Origin of the sequence: Deinococcus sp. HSC-46F16 (assembly GCF_024171495.1) — a bacterium.
Classification (GTDB): Bacteria; Deinococcota; Deinococci; order Deinococcales; family Deinococcaceae; genus Deinococcus.
In genome coordinates this window covers 850,345-867,464 of sequence record NZ_JALJZW010000001.1, presented here as the reverse complement: position 1 = coordinate 867,464, position 17,120 = coordinate 850,345, and the positions used below count along the sequence as shown (strand labels likewise).

The window sequence follows — 17,120 nt, the reverse complement described above, 5'->3', positions numbered from 1 at the left end:
AAACAGCATCACGCCACGTCCAACTGGAGGACGTGGCGTGATGGGAGGGGCTGAACTTCAGCGCTTGCTGAGCTTGACCGGCAGGGTGGTGCTGAGCTTGACCTTGCCGCCGCCCACCTTCATCACGTACAGGGTGGCCGCCTGACGGTCCCCCACGCTGTTGAAGTTGACCCGGCCCGACAGCAGCCCCGTGAAGGTGCCCTTGCGAATGGCCGACTCGACCTGCTGGCGGCTGGGGACCTTGTTGCCGTTGGCCTTGGCCGCGTTCAGGATGCCCTGGAGCACGACCTTGGCGGCGTCGTACCCGAAGACCGCGAAGCCCTGCGCGGGCTGCTTGAAGGTCTTCTGGTACTTGCTGGCGAAGGTCTTGGCGGCGGGCAGCGCCTCGACCGGAGCGGCGGCGGTGGTGTAGTACACGTTCTCCCCGCCCTTGCCCGCGATTTTGAGCAGTTCGGCGCTGTCCAGCCCGTCCCCGCCGACGACCGGGGTGGTGATCCCGGCTTCGCGCAGTTGCTTGAGGAACACGCCGACCTGGTTGTAGATGCCGCCGAAGTAGATGGCGTCGGGGCGCTGAAGCTTGATCTTGGCAATGATGGAGGAGAAGTCGCTCTTCTCCTCGGTGCCCTCGTTGGCGACGACCTGCACGCGCCCGGCCTTCAGCGCCTTTTCGACCTCATTGGCGAGACCTTCGCCGTAGGCCGTCTTGTCGTTCAGGATGTAGATTTTCTTGGCCTTCAGCGTGTTCGTGATGAACTGCGCTCCTGCCGGACCCTGCGCGTCGTCACGGGCCACGATGCGGTTCATGTTGCTCAGGCCCCGGTCGGTCACGTTGTTCGCGGTGCTGGCCGAGCTGACCATCGCCACCCGGCTGGGAGCGAGCACGGCGCTCACCGGAATGGTCACGCCGCTGTTGAGCGCCCCCACGACCCCCAGCACCTGGCGGTCGGCGGCGATCTTGCGGGCGGCGGACGTGCCGGTCGCGGGGTCGGCCTGGTCATCAAAGGGCACGAACTGCAAGGTGAATCCCAGCTTCCTGAACTGCGGCTGGTACTCCGTCACCGCGAGCTGAATGCCGTTGCGGGCCTGAAGGCCGATGGCGCTCTGGCCGCCCGACAGCGGCGCGAGGCTGGCAATCTTGATGGTCGTCTGGGCACCTGCGGTGCTCAGGGCGAGGGCAGCCATCACAGTCACGGTCGTTTTCATTCAGCCTCCTGATACGCTCCGGCGCCGGGGCCTGGGAAAAGCCCCTCGAGCGTCCGCCGCCGGGTGCGGGCAGTATCCCGGAGGAAGCTGAGACGACCAACCCACCTGGCCCGACTGGGTGGACAGCTGGGGCGGGCGTGGGGCCTATGCTCCTCCCACCTCCGCCCGCACGCTGGAGTCAGGGTCGGCCCGCAGCCGCTCGCGCACCTCCTCCGGCAGATCGCCTCTCCCAGCGGCCGCGAGGCGCACTCCCTCGTCGGCATCGGCGGCCAGCGGGGGCAGGAGGGCGGGGGAGAGGGCCGGGTGCCGGGCAGCGGCGCGGCGCACCCCGATGTTGGGGTCGGCGGCGAGGACGGTCAGCACCGCGTCACCGGGCGCCTCGGCGTAGGCCACCGCCCGGCGCACCTCTGGGTCAGGGTCGGCGGCGAGACGGGCTAGGCGCTCCGGGCCGAGGTCGGGCCGCACGGCGAGCAGGGTCCGCACCGCCGTGTCCGGGTCGTCCAGCAGCACGTCCAACACCGCGCCGCTCAGCCCTTCGGCGCTGGCCACATGCAGGCGGATGTCCTGCTCCGGGGCATGCGCGAGGGCGAGTACGGCGTCTTCCGGCAGGTCGGTGCGTTCCAGCACGGCGCGGCGAACCTGTTCGGCCTCGTCGCCCGCCAGCCGCACCAGCAGCTCCGGCGGCGCGTCGGGACGTCGGGCCAGGGCCGCGCGGACCTCGTCCTCGGCGTCGTGCTCGGCGCGGGCGAGGGCCTCCGGCGGCACGGTCCAGGCTTGCAGGGCCGCCGCCCGCACGCTGGGGTGCTCGTTCGCCGCCAGCCAGTCACGCACGTTGCGGGGCAGGTCCACCCGCCGCGCCAGGGTCGAGAGCACGTCGGGGTCGTCGTCGGTTGCCAGCGTGAGCAGGCAGTCCAGCGGCAGGTCCAGCCGCCGCGCGACCGAAGCCCGCACGAAGCCGTGCGCATCGGTCACCAACGTCCGCAGCACGTCGCCGGGGAGGTCGGGGCGGGCCGCCACCGCCTTGCGTACGTCGTAATCGTCGTCGGCGGCGAGTTGCCGCACCAGCGGCTCCGAGAGGTCGGGCCGCCGCGCCACCGCCTCGCGCACCTGCCAGCCCGCGTCGGCGGCGAGGGCCTGCACCCGCTCGGCGCCCAGACCCGGCCGGGCGGCGAGGGCCGTTCTCACCCCGAAGTCCTCGTGCCGGGCCGCACCATCCACCACCCAGGCGGGCGCTTCCGGCAGCGCGAGCAGGGCCGTGACCCCCTCGGCCGGAAAGAGGTTCAGCAGCCCCGGCCGGGCGAGGCGCATCAGCGGCAGGCCGGGATTGTGCAACACCTCGCGCGGAAAGGCGGGGGCCAGCGTGCCCAGCACCTCGGCGGGCGTGTTGGGGTGCCGCGCCACCTGCGAGCGCACCCGCGCGTCGGGATGCCCGGCGAGGCCCGACAGGGTGCCCGCCGTCGCGCCGTGGGCCTGCGCTGCCGCCAGAGCCGCCTCCGGAGACAGGGTCGCCAGCGTGCGCGAGTCGGGTTCGGGAATGGTCATGGCGCGATGATGGCAGATGGCGGGGCGGGAGGCTGTGCCACCATACTCCATGCGCCTCGCCATCCTCACCGACGTTCACGGCAACAGATTCGCGCTGGAGGCGGTGCTGGACGACCTCCGCGCCGTGAGTCCCGACGCTGTCCACAACCTCGGCGACACTGTCTGGGGCATGGCGGACCCGGCGGGAGCGTGGGCCTTGCAGCGCGAGCACGCGCCGCCGACCGTGCGGGGGAACACCGACGAGTTCTTTCTGGCCGACCCCAGCGAACTGGAGGCCGAGACGCGGACCTACCGCGAGTTTCTGGAGGGGCAACTCGGCGGCGTGCCCCCTGAACTCGCGGCCCTGCCCCTGACCGCCACGGCGGCAGACGGCGAGGTACTGCTCGCCCACGGCAGCCCGGCGGACGCGTGGGAGGCCCTGTTCAAGCTGCCCGACGAGGAGAAACTGGCGCGGGTGCGGGACTGGCCGGGAGCGCGGGTCGTCGTCGTGGGCCACACCCATACGGAGGCGGTCTGGACGCGGGGCGGCTTGACCTTCGTGAATGCGGGCGCTGTGTCGCGCCAGAAGGACGGCGACCCCACCGCCCGCTGGGTGCTGCTGGAGCGCCGCGCCGGGGTCTGGGACGTGACCTTTCGCCGCACGCCCTACGACACCGAGGCCGCCGTCCGCTGGGCCACCGACCACGCCCCGGACGGCGGCGCCGAGGCCTACATGGTGCGGACCGGCCTCAGGCCGTAAAGCCCTCGCCCTCCTCGGCCAGCCGCAGCACGTCCCCGAAGGGAAAGCCCTCGTCTTCCAGGCCGCCGGGGGGGACCACCCACAGGGTCGGCATGCGGGGCTGTTTCTCCGGGAAATCGCCGTAGCCGTCGGTGAGGTAGATCAGCACGTCCGGCTCGTGCGTGTCCGCCAGCGCGAAGATGGGCCGGAAGTCGGTGCCGCCGCCGCCCTGGGGCTGGGGGATGGGGTCGCCGGGGCGCAGCTCGAAGGGACCGTAGGCTTCGGTGTCGGCGTAGTAGAGGGTCGCGCAGACGTGCGGGTACGCGCCCAGCACCCCCTGCACCTCGGCCACCAGCGCCCGCACCGCCGCGTCGTCCACGCTGCCGGAGGTGTCCACGGCGACGAGAGCGGTGAGCGACTCGTCGTCCAGCGCCTCCAGATACAGCCCCCGCCCCACAAAGCGGCGGTCGAAGCCCCCGAAGTCCACCGGCGTCCGTGCCAGAAAGCGCCAGAGCTGCGCCCGCCAGTCCAGCCGCGCGGGGGAAAGCCGGGCGAGTTCGCGGTGCATTCCCAGGGGGTCGTGCCCCTGCCCCGCCATCGCCTCCACGCTGCGGGCCTGCGCGAGCGCCTGCTGCCACTGCCGCGCCCCCGGCCCCCCCGGCTTGCCCTCACGCGGCGGGGCGTCAGAGGGCGGGCCGTCCAGCAGATCGTCGGTCTCGTCCTCGCCGTCCTGCGGCTCGCGGCCCTCCAGCGAGGTGTAGACCTCCTCCACGCTGAGCCGCTCCAGATGCTCGTCGCGGGCGGCGCCCGGCGGCAGCGGCAGCCCGGCGGCGGCGACCATGCCGTTCACGATGGTGTCGGCGGCGCGGTTCCAGCGCTTCTTCTCGCGCGGTCCCCGGCGCGGCACGTGCGACAGCGCCGCGTGCAGGACCTCGTGCAGCAGCAGGCCGTCGAGCACGTCGGGCGGGAGGCTGGCCGCCACCTCCGGATTCACGTACACCCGCTCGCCGTCCGTGCCCGCCGCCGCGACCTCGCGCGAGGGCACGAACTCGGCGTGCAGCAGCAGCGTGGCGAAAAAGGCGGACTTGCCCCGCAGCCGCAGCCGCGATCCGGAGATCAGGGTCTGGAGGTCGGGGGAGGTCACGGGTCGGTCCTCATCCCCCCGCCAGCTCCAGCGTGCCCGCCACCAGCGCGGCCAGCCGCTCGTCGCGCGACAGCAACCCGGCGAGGTCGCCGAGGTGCCCGGTCGCCTGGAACTTGCTCACCAGCGTGGCGACATACAGTTGCAACCACTCCGGCCCGGCGGCGTCGGCCAGCCAGGTAAAGGCGTGGTAGGCCTCGTCCGCATCGGCGGCTCGGGCAGCGAGGCCTACCACGGCGGCATATCGGACGCTGGGTTCGGCGGGCAGCCGCAGCCCCGCGCCCTGGCCGCGCAGCACCAGTCCCAGATCGGGCAGGCCCTCGTACAGCCTCACGAAGGCGGCGAACTCGGCCCCAGCGGCCTCGCCCACGGCGGGCGCGGCGTCCAGCCCGGCGCGGTGGAGTTGCGCGGCCATCTCCCACGCACGGGGGCTGGGCCACGCGGGTTGCGTGGGGTCCAGGCGGTGCAGCAGTTCAGGCCGGAAGGTCAAGAAGGCGATCACGTGCTCGTGCAGCCCCTTCCCCAGCGCGTAGGAGCGCCACGAGTCGAAGTCGGGCCGCACGCCGAGGTGCAGGAAGCGGTTGGCGAGGGGCGCGGGCATGTCAAAGACGCTCGCCCGGTCCTCCTTGCGGTTGCCCGCCGCCCACACGAACCAGCCCTCCGGGAGCTCGTAGCTGCCCACCCGGCGGTCGAGGATGAGCTGTTGCGCCATCCCCTGCATGGTGGGCGGGGCCATGTTCACCTCGTCCAGAAAGAGGACCCCATGTCCCCCGCGCGGCAGGAACTCGGGCGGATACCACCGGCTCACGCCCCCGCCCTGGCCGTCGGCCTCGGGTACCGGCAGGCCGCGCAGGTCGGTGGGCGCGAGCTGTGAGAGGCGCACGTCCACGAAGTCCAGCCCATGCGCGGCGGCCACCTGCGCCACCACACTGCTCTTGCCCACGCCGGGCGGCCCCCAGATCATGGTGGAGAGCTTGAGGTTCCCCGTGACTAGCGCGGAGAGGTACGACTGCAACTCGGCGGGGGTGAGGGTCACGGGGGAGAGGGTAGCGCGTGGGGGCGGGTCAGCGCGGAGAGGGGGCGGACAGTTCGCCGCGCAAGCGTTCGCGCAACTCGCCCGCCGAGTACGCCCGCGAGGGGAGGCGCACCAGCCGCAATCCCGCCGACCGGAATGCTACGTCCTTCACCGCGTCCCGGTGCTGCTGTTTTTCGCTGCCGTGGGAGGCCCCGTCCAGCTCGATGGCGAGCACCGGGCGATAAGCCGCCGCGCCGTCCACGATCAGAAAGTCCACGTGCTTGTCCCGCAGCCGCGCGTAGGTCGCCTGCCGCCCCTCCTGCGCGGTGATCCGGAACAGGTCGTTCAGCCGCACATTCGGAAAGACCCGGTAGGGGGTACCCGTAAGCGCCTCTTCTAGCGCCCCGAAAAAGGCGTGTTCGTCGCGGCTGAAGAAGTACCGCTTGACCTCCACGGGCAGGCGGCCCGGCACCGGACTCTGCGGGGACGTGCCCGTCTGGGCCTGCGATGGGGGCTGAGACGGAGCGCGGGGCGCTTCCCGGACACCGAACAGGCTGGCGAGACAACCGAGGGGGGCCATGCGCAGGAGCCTAGCGGGTCGGCGGGCGGGCCGGGACAGCAGCTGCGTCACCCTTTGCCCGCGTAGACTGGGCCAAACTGCCCTTCCTTCCCCCCACGTCCCCGCTATACTTCCCCCCGATTCTTTGACCCGGTTCAATTTGCCAGTGTCCACGCTGTCTGCCGCGCCCATCTCAGGAGGCCCTGCCCTTGCTGCCGCTCGAACATAAAATCCTCTTCTTCCTTTTCGCCCTGGTCGCCGGACTGTACGGCCTTTGGGGCTTTTACCGCCTGTACCTGCGGATTCGCCGGGGCGCCCCCGCCTCCGAGGTCCGCTGGAACGAGATGGGCTCGCGGCTGTGGTACGCGGCCAAAACCTCGCTGACGCAGGAGCGCACCTTCCGCCGCCGCCCGTGGGTGAGTGCGCTGCACAGCCTGATCTTCTACGGGTTCGTGTACTACCTGCTCGTCAACGTGGTGGATGGGCTGGAAGGCTTTATCCCCTTCCACATTTACTCGGACAGCTTCCTGGGCGCCACCTACAACCTGCTGGCCGACGTGCTGTCGTTCCTGGTCCTTGTCGGCGTGGTGAGCCTGGTGGTGCGCCGCCTCTTCCACCCCTCCAAGCGGGACTTCCGCTTTACCGAAAAGACGCTGTTGCACCCGCGCGTCAAGAACAACTTCATCAAGCGCGACTCGCTGATCGTCTCGAGCTTCATCTTCTTCCACGTCGGCAGCCGCATCCTGGGCAACGCCGCCAAGATGGTCGAAGAAGCCCGCGACCTGGGCCGCTACGACGCCTTCCAGCCCATCTCGTCGGCGCTGGGGTCGGCGCTGTTCTCGGGACTGAGTGAGGGAGCGATTCAGGGCTGGCGCATCTTCGGCTTCTGGGGGGCGCTGGGCAGCGTGCTCGCGTTCCTGGCCTACTTCCCGTACACCAAGCACATCCACATCTTCATGGCGCCGGTCAACTACGCGCTCAAGCGCCCCGTTGGCTCGGGCGTGTTGCCCCCCATGAAGGGGCTTGAAGAGGCAATGGAGGCCGAGGAACCCCGGCTGGGCGCGGAGAAACTGGAAGACCTCGAATGGCCCCGGCTGCTGGACGCCTACGCCTGTATTCAGTGCAACCGCTGCCAGGACGTGTGCCCGGCGAACGCCACGGGCAAGGCGCTGAGCCCCGCCGCGCTGGAGATCAACAAGCGCATGGAGCTCAACGACCTCACGTCCAACGGCCAGAGCGGCGTGCTGCTGGGCGGCCCGAGCACCCTGGGCTTCGCCGCGCAGGGCCTCGCGGCTCCGGCGGGCGCTCCGCACCCCAGCCCCTTCGTGCTCCGGCCGACCGCCTTCGAGACGGGGGCCAGCACCGCGCACCCGCTGCTGGAGTTCGCCATCAACGAGGAGTCGGTGTGGGCCTGCACGACCTGCGGCGCCTGCATGCAGGTCTGCCCGGTGCAGGACGAGCAGATGCTGGACATCATCGACATCCGCCGCCATCAGGTCATGGTGGCGGGCGAGTTCCCGCCGCAGCTTCAGACCGCCTTCCGGGGCATGGAGCGGGCCAGCAACCCCTGGGGCATCTCCCGCGACAAGCGTATGGAGTGGGCTGAGGGGCTGAAAGTTCCCACGATTGACGAGAATCCAGAGCCCGATGTCATCTACTGGGTGGGCTGCGCGGCCTCCTACGACCCCGGCGCCCAGAAGGTGTCCCGCGCCTTCGTGCAACTGCTGGACAAGGCGGGCGTGAACTACGCGGTCCTGGGCAAGAAGGAAGCCTGCACGGGCGACTCGGCCCGCCGCGCGGGGAACGAGTTCCTGTACCAGCAGCTCGCGCAGGAGAACGTGGAGACGCTCAACTCCGTGCGGCCCAAGCTGATCGTCGCCACCTGCCCGCACTGCATGAACGCCATCGGGCACGAGTACAGGCAGCTCGGCGGCCATTACCGGACCATCCACCACACCGAGTACCTCGAAACCCTGGTCGCGGCGGGCAAGCTGCCCCTCGCGCAACTTCAGGAGCATGTCACCTACCACGACCCCTGCTACCTGGGCCGTCACAACGGTGTGTACGACGCGCCGCGCACCCTGATCACCCAGATGGCCGGGCAGGTGCTGGAGCTGGAGCGCAGCCGCGAGGGCTCGTTTTGCTGCGGGGCGGGCGGCGCCCAGTTCTGGAAGGAGGAGGAAGAGGGCCGCGAGCGCGTCTCCGACAACCGCTTCCGCGAGATTCAGGCCCGGCTGGACGGCGCAGCGCAGGCGGCGGCCGAGTACGAGCAGACCGGCAAGGTGGTCGCCGTGGGCTGCCCCTTCTGCAAGTCGATGATGAACTCGACGCCCGAGAAGGCCAAGCACGACGACATCGTGGTCAAGGACGTGGCCGAGCTGATGCTGGAAAGCGTGCAGCGGGCGACGGGCGAGTGGGTGGCTCCTACCACCGCCCCCGAAAGCACCCTGGAAGACTCGCCCCAGCCCACCGTGCCCAACGCCGAAACGCCGATGGCCCGCACGGGCGCGGCTCCCAGCGCAGGCCTCGGGGATGACGTGGTGGGCAGCACCAGCGCCGACGTGCTCAACGCGCAGCCGGGCAGCCCGGTCGGGAACACGGACACCCAGCCCGAGCCGCAGGCCGCCGCACCCAGCCCGCTGACCTCCAGCTCGGCGGATTCGGCACCTCGAAAGGCGTGGAAGCCCAAGGAAGTCGCCAGCGACCAGTCGCCAGTCGCTAGCGAGGAGACTGCCTCCGCGCCCGCCCGCAAGAGCTGGAAGCCCAAGGGGAGCGGGGACGATGTGAGCGCGGCGCCTGTGCCAGAAGCGGCCAGCGTCCAGCCGCCAGCAACCAGCGAGGGAGCGGCGCCCGCCCGCAAGGCCTGGAAGCCCAAAGCCAGTGACGACGTGAACCCCGCGCCCGTCGTGCCCGAGGCGCAGGCCGAAGCCGCTGCCCCCGCCCGCAAAGCCTGGAGGCCGAAAGCCACGGTTGAGGCCCAGCCCGCCGGGGTCACCCCGGAGCCGTCCGTCACGGTCGCGACCCCGGCACCGGAGACGGCTACGCCCACGGGCGAGCGCAAAAAGTGGAGCCCGAAGACGGCTGTGGTCCCGGCCCCCGAAGCGGCGCCGCAGGTCGAGGCATCCGCTCCGACCGAACCAGCCCCCGTCGCAGGCGAACGCAAGAAGTGGGCGCCCAAGGCCGCCGCGAGTGCCGCTCCTGTTGAGACTCTCACTCCCCCGGTGGAGGTGGTGACCGTCGCTGCCGAGCCTGCTGCCCCCGCTCCCACCGAGCGCCCCAAGTGGCAGCCTCGCCGGGGGGCAGAAGCGGCCGCGCCCCAGCCCCCCGCCGACGCCGCGCCGATCACCGAGCACGTCCACCTTGACCGGGTTGGGGAGAACCTGCTGGAGGAGGGCGCGCAGGCCACCTCGGAGCCTGGCCCCGGCAGCCGCAAGAAGTGGCAGCCGACGAAGAAGGACTGAGCTGCCCCAGTGTTCTGAAACGCCGTCCGTGGGGGCGGCGTTTTGCCTTGCGGAGAGCCAGCCGTCCACACCCCCCGCCCCGCGTTAAGATGCCCCCCATGACCATCGCCATCGTCACCGACTCGACGAGTGACCTCAGTCCTCAGCTTTGCGGTCAGTACGGGATTCGCAGCGTGCCGCTGTACGTTCACTTCGACGGCCAGATGTACAAAGACGGCCTGGAAATCACCCCTGCCGACCTCTTCGCCGGAATCAGGGCGGGCAAGAAGACGCCCAGCACGTCCCAGCCCAGCCCGGCCGAGTTCGCCGCCGTGTACGAGGACGCGCTCAGGGCGGCCGACGAGGTGCTGAGCCTCCACATCAGCGGGCAACTGTCGGGCACGGTGGGAAGCGCCCGGCTCGCCGCGCAGGATTTCGGCGGGCGCGTCACGGTGATGGACAGCCGCTCGGCCACGCTGGGGCTGGGCATGCAGGCGATCCGGGCGGCGCAGCGGGCGGGGGAGGGCCGCTCCATGGCCGAGATCGTGGGCGAGCTGGAGCGCGTCGCGGCGAAAACGGACATCCGCTTCACGGTGGACACCCTCGACTTCCTGCGGGCCAACGGGCGCATCGGCGGGGCGACGGCGCTGCTGGGGGGCCTGCTGAACATCAAGCCCATCCTGACCGTGAAGGCGGGCCGGGTCGAGGCCGCCGGGCGCGTGCGCGGCAGCAAGAAGGTCGTGCAGGACCTTGTGGACCATATCCGCAAGTATGCCGAGGCCAACGGCGGCGCCCGCGTCACCTTCCTCTCGACCCTGGGCGGCGAGGCCACCTTGCAGGAGATTCGCGCGGGGGTCTCGGGCGTGGGGTTCGAGGACCTGGGGGACCACCAGATCGGCGCCGTGATTGCCACGCACGTGGGGCCGGGGACGGTCGGCGCGGCCCTGGAGCCGTTGACGGCCTAGGCTGTGGCCCCACCCCCCGCCCTGCGCAACAAGGGGCGTTACGTCCTGCTGGCCCTCGCCCTCGTTGGGGCGTGGGCCGCGTGGCGCCCTGACCCGGCCCCAGCGGCCGCTGCTCCGCCCGACCTCGTGGCCGTCGCCGCCCCGGCGGAGGCGCCGGGCACGCCCTGCCTCGGTCCCGCCCCCACCGCCTCGCCTGCTCCCGCCCCGCCCCAGGCCCTCAGCGGTCGGCTGGGCCTGTGGGTGGCCGAGCTCGACCCCGCTACCCTGCGCCCGCTGCGGGCGGTGACCCAGGCCCCCGACGGGGTGTTTCCGCTCGCCAGCACCTACAAGCAGGCGGTGCTGTGGGCGGTGTTGCGCGAGGTGGACGCCGGGCGGCTCTCGCCGGGTGAACGTTTCAACGTGTCGACCGCCAGCCAGAGCCTCGGCGACTACCCGTACGACGGCAGCAGCGTCCGCGACCTCACCGAGCGGATGATTCGTCACAGCGACAACACCGCCACCGACCTGCTGCACCGCCGGGTGGGGCTGGGCGCGGTGCAGGCCCTCGCCGACGACCTCGGCCTGTGCCGCACCCGCCTGATTCTGCCCACCAAGGCGTGGTGGGCGGCGCAGATCGGCTCGTCGCCCGCCTTTCTCGCGGGAACCGGGTGGGACAAGGCCACCGGCCCGGAGCGGCTGCGGCTGGCGACCGCCATCGACGCCGACGCCCAGCGCTTGCGGGCCGATGTTCTCCAGAACCGGCTGAACACCTACTTCGACGCTGCGCCCGACCCGGCCGACGACCTGCGGGTGCACAACCTCAGCACCCCTTACGAGTTCGCCACCCTGCTCGCGCACCAGCACCTGCGCTCCGGCCTCTCGCCCGACAGCCTGGCCTGGCAGCGCGAGGTCGCGGCGATGGGCTACGGGCGCTCGGCCCTGCCCTCGGAGGTCGCCGGGAAGGTGGCGGCTTTCGCGGGCAAGGGGGGCAACGGCTGGCGGCTGCTGACCTACAGCGGTTACCTGCGGACCGAGGATGGGCGCCACCTTGTCTACGCCTTCATGCAGCACGGGGCCGACCAGACCTACACCATGCCGAACACCCGCGCCGCCTTCGCCTGGATCGGCGCGGGGCTGCGGGCGGTGCTGGAAGGGCGCTAGGTTCGCAGCGGGCCGGGCGAGCGGGGCGGCCGGTCACGCGGCGGCCAGGCCGTCTTGCCAGCAACGTCATCGAAGGCGGGGAAGGCCGAAGGTCAAGGCTTTGGCTCTCCGCCTTCGACCTTCCGCCCGTCTCCGGAGGCCCTGGCCTCAGCCGCCCTGGTCCACCCGTTCCAGCTCCGTCGCCACCGCCGCGTCCAGCCGCTCGCGGGCCTCGGGATACGGCCCGGTCAGGGTCGCGCCCGCCGCCGGGACATGCCCGCCCCCGCCCAGCGCCACGGCGACATTCTGGGCGCTGACGCCCCCGCGCGAGCGCAGCGACAGCTTGATCCGGTCTCCGTAGTCCTTGACCATCACGGCGAGGACCGAGCCCTCCGCGCCGCGCAGGATGTTGACGTAGGACTCCACGTCCTCCCAGGTGGCCCCGGCCCGCTCCAGCATCGCGTCGTCCACGCGGGCGAGGACCACCCGGCCGCCGTACAAGAACTCCATCGTGGTCAGCACCTCGCGCAGCAACAGGTAGTAGGAACGCGGGTGCTGTCCCAGGTTGTCGTTGATCCACCCCAGCCTTGCCCCGTGCGACAGCAGCCGCGCCGCCGCCTCGAAGGTCCGGGGCGTCACGCTGTCGAAGCGGAAGGACCCGGTATCGGTGTTCAGCCCCAGCATCAGGGGGGTGGCGACCTGCTCGGTCCAGGGGGCACCCAGCGCCTCCACCACGTCGGCGACCATCATCGCGGTGGCGGGGAGGCTGGGGTCCACCAGCAGGGCGTCGGACTGACGGCGGTTGGTGCCGTGGTGGTCGATGTTCACAACCGGGCCGTCGAACACGGTCAGGTCCGCTCCCGCCACCCGCGTGGGATCGTTGTTGTCCACGTCCAGCACGGCGGCCAGCGCCCCCTGCGGCCACTCGGTCAGCGCCGGGACGATCTCGCCCTCCTGCACCAGAAAGCGCAGGTAGCGGGGCACCTCCATCGGCGCGATGACTTCGCGCCCCAGCGCCCGCAGCGCCCGCGTCAGGCCCAGCACGCTGCCCAGCGCGTCGCCGTCGGGGCTCTCGTGGGACAGCACCACGATCGGGCCGGAGTGCGCCCGCAGGCGCTCGGCCACGGCCTGCACAGCCTGCGAATAGGAGGGGGTGGCGTCGTTCATGCCGGTCATGGGGGCGAGTATAGGTGGGGCCTTTGAACCGGGCCTTGCGCCGAACTTGATCGGCCGCCCCCCTCCCCCTGCGCCACAATGCCCCCATGACCCGCTCGCCTGACCCCGCCGCCCGTCACGTCGCCTTCGACTGGGGCGGCGTCTTTACCGTCGGCACCTTCGACGGCCGCTCGACCGCCCGCCTCGCCGAACGGGGCGGCCTCCCGGTGGGGCGCGTACGCCAGAGCTACTTCCAGCACGTGCACCAGTTGGAGGTCGGCGCCTGGACGCTGCCGCAGTTCTGGGAGGTGCTGGCCGCCGAGACGGGCCTCACCCTGACCTACCCCGAGTTCGAGGCGCTCTACCTCGGCAGCGTCCACGACAACGACCTGATGTACACCACCCTGGCCGGGATTCCGGCGGGGGTGCGGGTGGGGCTGCTCAGCAACAACTACCCCGTGGTCAGCGACCACCTGCGCCGCGATCCGCGCTTCGCCCGCTTCGACGCGCTGGTCTTCAGCAACGAGTTGCGGCAGAAAAAGCCCCACCCCGACGCCTTCGCCGCCCTCGCGAACGCGATGGGCGTGCCGGCCGCGCGAACCGCCTTCGTAGATGACGTGGAGGAGAATGTCGCGGCCGCGCGGGCAGCGGGCTTTCACGGCCTGCTGTACCACCACGACCGCCACGCCGAGTTCGAGGGGGAGCTGGCAGAGTGGCTGGGTCGGCCTGTCCCCTCTGGCCCCTGACCTGCGGGTGGTGTACCTCTCGCCCTGGTGTACTTCCCCGTTCCCCAGGTACACCACCTCCCACGCCGGGGAGCGCGGCTCACAATGCCTCCATCACCGCACGAGGAGGCATGGCCGCATGACGCAGACGATCAAAACGTCCATCACGCACGGGGCGCATCCACAGGCCGGGCGCGTGCTCACGCCGGGGGCACTGAGCTTTCTGGAGGAACTGCACACCCGCTTCGACGCCCGGCGCCGCGAGCTGCTGGCCGCACGGCAGGAGCGCCAGCGGCGGCTCGACGCGGGTGAATGGCCGGACTTCCTGCCCGAAACCGCCCACATCCGCGCCGCCGGCTGGACGATCCGCCCGCTGCCCGCCGACCTTCAGGACCGCCGGGTGGAGATCACCGGCCCGGTGGACCGCAAGATGGTGATTAACGCGCTGAACAGTGGCGCCCCGATGTTCATGGCCGACTTCGAGGACGCGAGCAGCCCCACCTGGGCCAACGGCCTGGAGGGTCAGGTCAACCTGATGGACGCCGTGCGGCGCACCATCTCCTTGGAGTCGGGCGGCAAGAGTTACCGCCTGAACGCGATGACGGCGACCCTGCTGGTGCGCCCGCGCGGGCTGCACTTGGAGGAGAAGCACGCGCAGTTGGGGGATCAACCCCTTTCCGGCTCGCTGTTCGACTTCGGCCTGTACGCCTACCACAACCTGCACGAGCGGCAGCGTCAGGGCGTGGGCACGTACTTCTACATCCCCAAGCTGGAATCGCACCTCGAAGCGCGGTGGTGGAATGACGTGTTCACCTTCACCGAGGACACCCTGGGGGCGCCGCGCGGCACCATTCGTGCCACGGTGCTGATCGAGACGATCCTGGCGGCCTTCGAGATGGACGAGATTCTCTATGAGCTGCGCGAGCACTCGGCCGGGCTGAACTGCGGGCGCTGGGACTACATCTTCTCGTACATCAAGAAGTTCCGCGCCCATGAGGACCGGATTCTCCCCGACCGCGCCCAGGTCACGATGGGCACGCCGATGATGCGGAACTACTCCCGCCTCGCCATCCGCACCTGCCACCGCCGGGGTGCCCCGGCCATCGGGGGCATGAGCGCTTTCATCCCGGTCAAGGGCGACCCGGAGGCCAACGACCGCGCCTTCGCCCAAGTCCGCGCCGACAAGGAGCGCGAGGCGGGCGACGGTCACGACGGCACCTGGGTCGCGCACCCCGGCATGGTGGCGCTCGCCGCCGAGGTCTTCGACCGCCTGATGCCGGAGGCCAACCAGATCGAGTCCGGGAAGCAGATGGACTTCGAGGTCAGCGCTGAGGACCTGCTCACGCCCCCAGAGGGCACCATCACCGCAGCAGGCGTGAACCTCAACGTGGACGTGAGCCTCCAGTACCTCGCCGCGTGGCTGGACGGCCGGGGCGCGGTGCCCATTCACAATCTGATGGAAGACGCCGCCACCGCCGAGATTTCCCGCGCCCAGCTCTGGCAGTGGGCGCACCACGGCCAGCGCACCGAAGACGGCACGCCTATCACCCCGGAAGGCCTGACCCGCCTGATCGCCGCCCACCGCGACCGCCTCGGGCGCGAGCAGCCAGAACGGGAAGCCCGCTTCGGGGAAGCCGCCGAGCTGCTCACCGCCCTCGTCACCGCCGACACCTTCGAGGAGTTCCTGACCCTGCCTGGGTATCAGCGCCTCTCCTAAATCGCCACCTTCTATCCCCGCAACCGCGCCCCACCGGGCGAGGGCCGCCTCTCACACCCCGAGGAGACCACCATGACCCCCACCCCCCGCACCCACGCCGAGATTCTGGACAAGACCTGGAAGACCGAGGACCGCTGGCAAGGCATCCGCCGCAACTACTCCGCCGACGACGTGGTGCGGCTGCGCGGCTCACTGCCGGTCGAGCATACGCTGGCCCGGCACGGTGCCCAGAAGCTGTGGCGGCTGATGAAGGAAGAACCCTTCGTGAACGCGCTCGGGGCGCTGACCGGCAACCAGGCGATGCAGCAGGTCAAGGCCGGGCTCAAGGCGATCTACCTCTCGGGCTGGCAGGTGGCCGCCGACGCGAACAACGCCGGGCAGATGTACCCCGACCAGAGCCTCTACCCGGCCTCCTCGGTCCCGGACGTGGTGCGGCGCATCAACAACACCCTGCGCCGCGCCGACCAGATTCAGCATGCCGAGGGGGGCGGCGACGTGGACTACTTCGCGCCCATCGTGGCCGACGCGGAGGCGGGCTTCGGTGGCCCCCTGAACGCCTTTGAGCTGATGAAGGCGATGATCGAGGCGGGCGCGGCGGGCGTCCACTTCGAGGACCAGCTCGCCTCCGAGAAGAAGTGTGGCCACCTGGGGGGCAAGGTGCTCGTGCCCACGTCGCAGTTCATCCGCACGCTGAACGCCGCCCGCCTCGCTGCCGACGTGTGCGGGGTGCCTACGGTCCTGATCGCCCGCACGGACGCCGATGCCGCCAACCTGCTCACCAGCGACGTGGACGAGAACGACCGGCCCTTCTGCACGGGCGAGCGCACCCCGGAAGGCTTCTACTACGTCAGGCCTGGCATTGAGCAGGCGATCTCCCGCGCCCTGGCCTACGCCCCCTACGCCGACGTGATCTGGTGCGAGACCTCGGTGCCCAACCTGGAGGACGCCCGGCGCTTCGCCGAAGCCGTTCACGCGCAGTTCCCCGGCAAACTGCTGGCCTACAACTGCTCGCCCAGCTTCAACTGGCGCAAGAACCTCGACGACGAGACCATCGCCCGCTTTCAGGTCGAGCTGGGCAAGATGGGCTACAAGTTCCAGTTCATCACCCTGGCGGGCTTCCACTCGCTGAACATGGGCATGTTCGACCTCGCCCACGGCTACGCCCGGCGGCAGATGAGTGCGTTTGTCGAGTTGCAGGAACGCGAGTTCGCCGCCCAGGAGCGGGGCTTCACGGCCGTCAAGCACCAGCGCGAGGTGGGCACCGGCTACTTCGACCTCGTGGCGACGGCGGCGGGCGGCGGTCAGAGCAGCACGACGGCGCTGGCGGGCAGCACCGAAGCCGAGCAGTTCGTGGGGGCGCACGACTGACCCAGAGCCCGAGGAGAGTTCGTCATGACCGCCGAGTGGGGGAGAGCCGGAGAGGTTCTCCCCTTCGGCGTCGGGGTCATCCGGCCATCAGTACAGGGGCATAAGCTGGGGCATGTTTGCGCTCTTGCTGGCCGATGCTCCCCGGCTTCTGCCTCAGGTGAGAGTTACCTTTCCCAGTCAGGTTGTCGTCCGGGTAGCACCACCAACCGAGCCTAGCGCCAGCGATGTGAGCTGGTCCGCTGTCGAAACCCTCTACGCGCCGACACGACGAGCGGCGGCGGTGCGCTTTTGCTGGGAGGCCCTGCGGTTTACCGGCTGCGCGGTCCGACTCGTTCATCCCAACCGGCCACCGCTGACTCTGAAAAATAGTGATGTGCTGGGTCTCTTGTGGACGGCAGACGGACGATTTCTCTTGGGAGCCGGACGCAACACATTGAGACTCTGGAACATGCA

At 70.6% G+C, this 17,120-nt stretch carries 13 protein-coding genes; 7 read left to right on the top strand and 6 right to left on the bottom strand.

The window, feature by feature from the left end; genetic code table 11:
• Nucleotides 1-57: 57 nt before the first annotated feature.
• Nucleotides 58-1,203 (bottom strand): branched-chain amino acid ABC transporter substrate-binding protein, encoded by a 1,146-nt coding sequence (locus L1280_RS04315; RefSeq protein WP_253580845.1) that lies wholly within the window; start codon nt 1,201-1,203, stop codon nt 58-60.
• Nucleotides 1,204-1,347: 144 nt separating this feature from the next.
• On the bottom strand, nt 1,348-2,745 hold the full coding sequence (locus L1280_RS04310; protein WP_253580844.1) for a hypothetical protein: 1,398 nt from the start codon (nt 2,743-2,745) through the stop codon (nt 1,348-1,350).
• 49 nt (nt 2,746-2,794) lie between these two features.
• Here L1280_RS04310 and L1280_RS04305 point away from each other — a divergent pair, with 49 nt between their 5' ends.
• Entirely contained in the window at nt 2,795-3,484 is a 690-nt protein-coding gene (locus tag L1280_RS04305; RefSeq protein WP_253580843.1) for a metallophosphoesterase, read from the top strand.
• Here L1280_RS04305 and L1280_RS04300 read toward each other — a convergent pair.
• From L1280_RS04300 to L1280_RS04290, 3 genes are read right to left on the bottom strand one after another with little or no spacing between them, the layout of a single operon-like run.
• A complete protein-coding gene (locus L1280_RS04300; protein ID WP_253580842.1) occupies nt 3,474-4,607 on the bottom strand; it encodes a VWA-like domain-containing protein in 1,134 nt (377 codons plus the stop codon). The genes L1280_RS04305 and L1280_RS04300 overlap by 11 nt on opposite strands.
• Nucleotides 4,608-4,617: 10 nt before the next feature.
• Nucleotides 4,618-5,640, bottom strand: a complete 1,023-nt coding sequence (locus tag L1280_RS04295) for an AAA family ATPase (protein WP_253580841.1) — start codon at nt 5,638-5,640, stop codon at nt 4,618-4,620.
• Between the two features lie 28 nt (nt 5,641-5,668).
• Complete coding sequence (locus tag L1280_RS04290; RefSeq protein ID WP_253580840.1) at nt 5,669-6,199, bottom strand: DUF2726 domain-containing protein; 531 nt, start codon at nt 6,197-6,199, stop codon at nt 5,669-5,671.
• 188 nt (nt 6,200-6,387) lie between these two features.
• On the opposite strand from L1280_RS04290, the gene L1280_RS04285 reads away from it, so the two are divergent.
• From L1280_RS04285 to L1280_RS04275, 3 genes are all read left to right on the top strand, one after another.
• Nucleotides 6,388-9,639: a heterodisulfide reductase-related iron-sulfur binding cluster gene (locus L1280_RS04285; protein ID WP_253580839.1), complete on the top strand. Its 3,252-nt coding sequence runs from the start codon at nt 6,388-6,390 to the stop codon at nt 9,637-9,639.
• Between the two features lie 98 nt (nt 9,640-9,737).
• Nucleotides 9,738-10,583 (top strand): DegV family protein, encoded by an 846-nt coding sequence (locus tag L1280_RS04280; RefSeq protein ID WP_253580838.1) that lies wholly within the window; start codon nt 9,738-9,740, stop codon nt 10,581-10,583.
• A gap of 3 nt (nt 10,584-10,586) precedes the next feature.
• Nucleotides 10,587-11,723 carry a serine hydrolase gene (locus tag L1280_RS04275; RefSeq protein WP_253580837.1) on the top strand — a complete coding sequence of 379 codons (1,137 nt, stop codon included), beginning with the start codon at nt 10,587-10,589 and terminating at the stop codon, nt 11,721-11,723.
• Between the two features lie 147 nt (nt 11,724-11,870).
• Here L1280_RS04275 and L1280_RS04270 read toward each other — a convergent pair whose 3' ends face one another.
• On the bottom strand, nt 11,871-12,878 hold the full coding sequence (locus L1280_RS04270) for a bifunctional oligoribonuclease/PAP phosphatase NrnA (RefSeq protein ID WP_253580836.1): 1,008 nt from the start codon (nt 12,876-12,878) through the stop codon (nt 11,871-11,873).
• Between the two features lie 86 nt (nt 12,879-12,964).
• On the opposite strand from L1280_RS04270, the gene L1280_RS04265 reads away from it, so the two are divergent.
• From L1280_RS04265 to aceA, 3 genes are all read left to right on the top strand, one after another.
• Complete coding sequence (locus tag L1280_RS04265) at nt 12,965-13,603, top strand: HAD family phosphatase (RefSeq protein WP_253580835.1); 639 nt, start codon at nt 12,965-12,967, stop codon at nt 13,601-13,603.
• Nucleotides 13,604-13,721: 118 nt separating this feature from the next.
• Nucleotides 13,722-15,299 carry a malate synthase A gene (gene aceB, locus L1280_RS04260; protein WP_253580834.1) on the top strand — a complete coding sequence of 526 codons (1,578 nt, stop codon included), beginning with the start codon at nt 13,722-13,724 and terminating at the stop codon, nt 15,297-15,299.
• Nucleotides 15,300-15,371: 72 nt separating this feature from the next.
• The gene (gene aceA / locus L1280_RS04255; RefSeq protein WP_253580833.1) at nt 15,372-16,667 is read left to right on the top strand and encodes an isocitrate lyase; all 1,296 of its coding nucleotides are present in this window, start codon (nt 15,372-15,374) and stop codon (nt 16,665-16,667) included.
• The last annotated feature ends 453 nt before the right edge of the window (nt 16,668-17,120 follow it).

Coding starts and splice junctions, on each gene's coding strand:
- aceB (WP_253580834.1), top strand. CDS start 13,722: ATGACGCAGACGATCAAAACGTCCATCACGCACGGGGCGCATCCACAG.
- L1280_RS04265 (WP_253580835.1), top strand. CDS start 12,965: ATGACCCGCTCGCCTGACCCCGCCGCCCGTCACGTCGCCTTCGACTGG.
- L1280_RS04310 (WP_253580844.1), bottom strand. CDS start 2,745: ATGACCATTCCCGAACCCGACTCGCGCACGCTGGCGACCCTGTCTCCG.
- aceA (WP_253580833.1), top strand. CDS start 15,372: ATGACCCCCACCCCCCGCACCCACGCCGAGATTCTGGACAAGACCTGG.
- L1280_RS04305 (WP_253580843.1), top strand. CDS start 2,795: ATGCGCCTCGCCATCCTCACCGACGTTCACGGCAACAGATTCGCGCTG.
- L1280_RS04280 (WP_253580838.1), top strand. CDS start 9,738: ATGACCATCGCCATCGTCACCGACTCGACGAGTGACCTCAGTCCTCAG.
- L1280_RS04290 (WP_253580840.1), bottom strand. CDS start 6,199: ATGGCCCCCCTCGGTTGTCTCGCCAGCCTGTTCGGTGTCCGGGAAGCG.
- L1280_RS04315 (WP_253580845.1), bottom strand. CDS start 1,203: ATGAAAACGACCGTGACTGTGATGGCTGCCCTCGCCCTGAGCACCGCA.
- L1280_RS04270 (WP_253580836.1), bottom strand. CDS start 12,878: ATGACCGGCATGAACGACGCCACCCCCTCCTATTCGCAGGCTGTGCAG.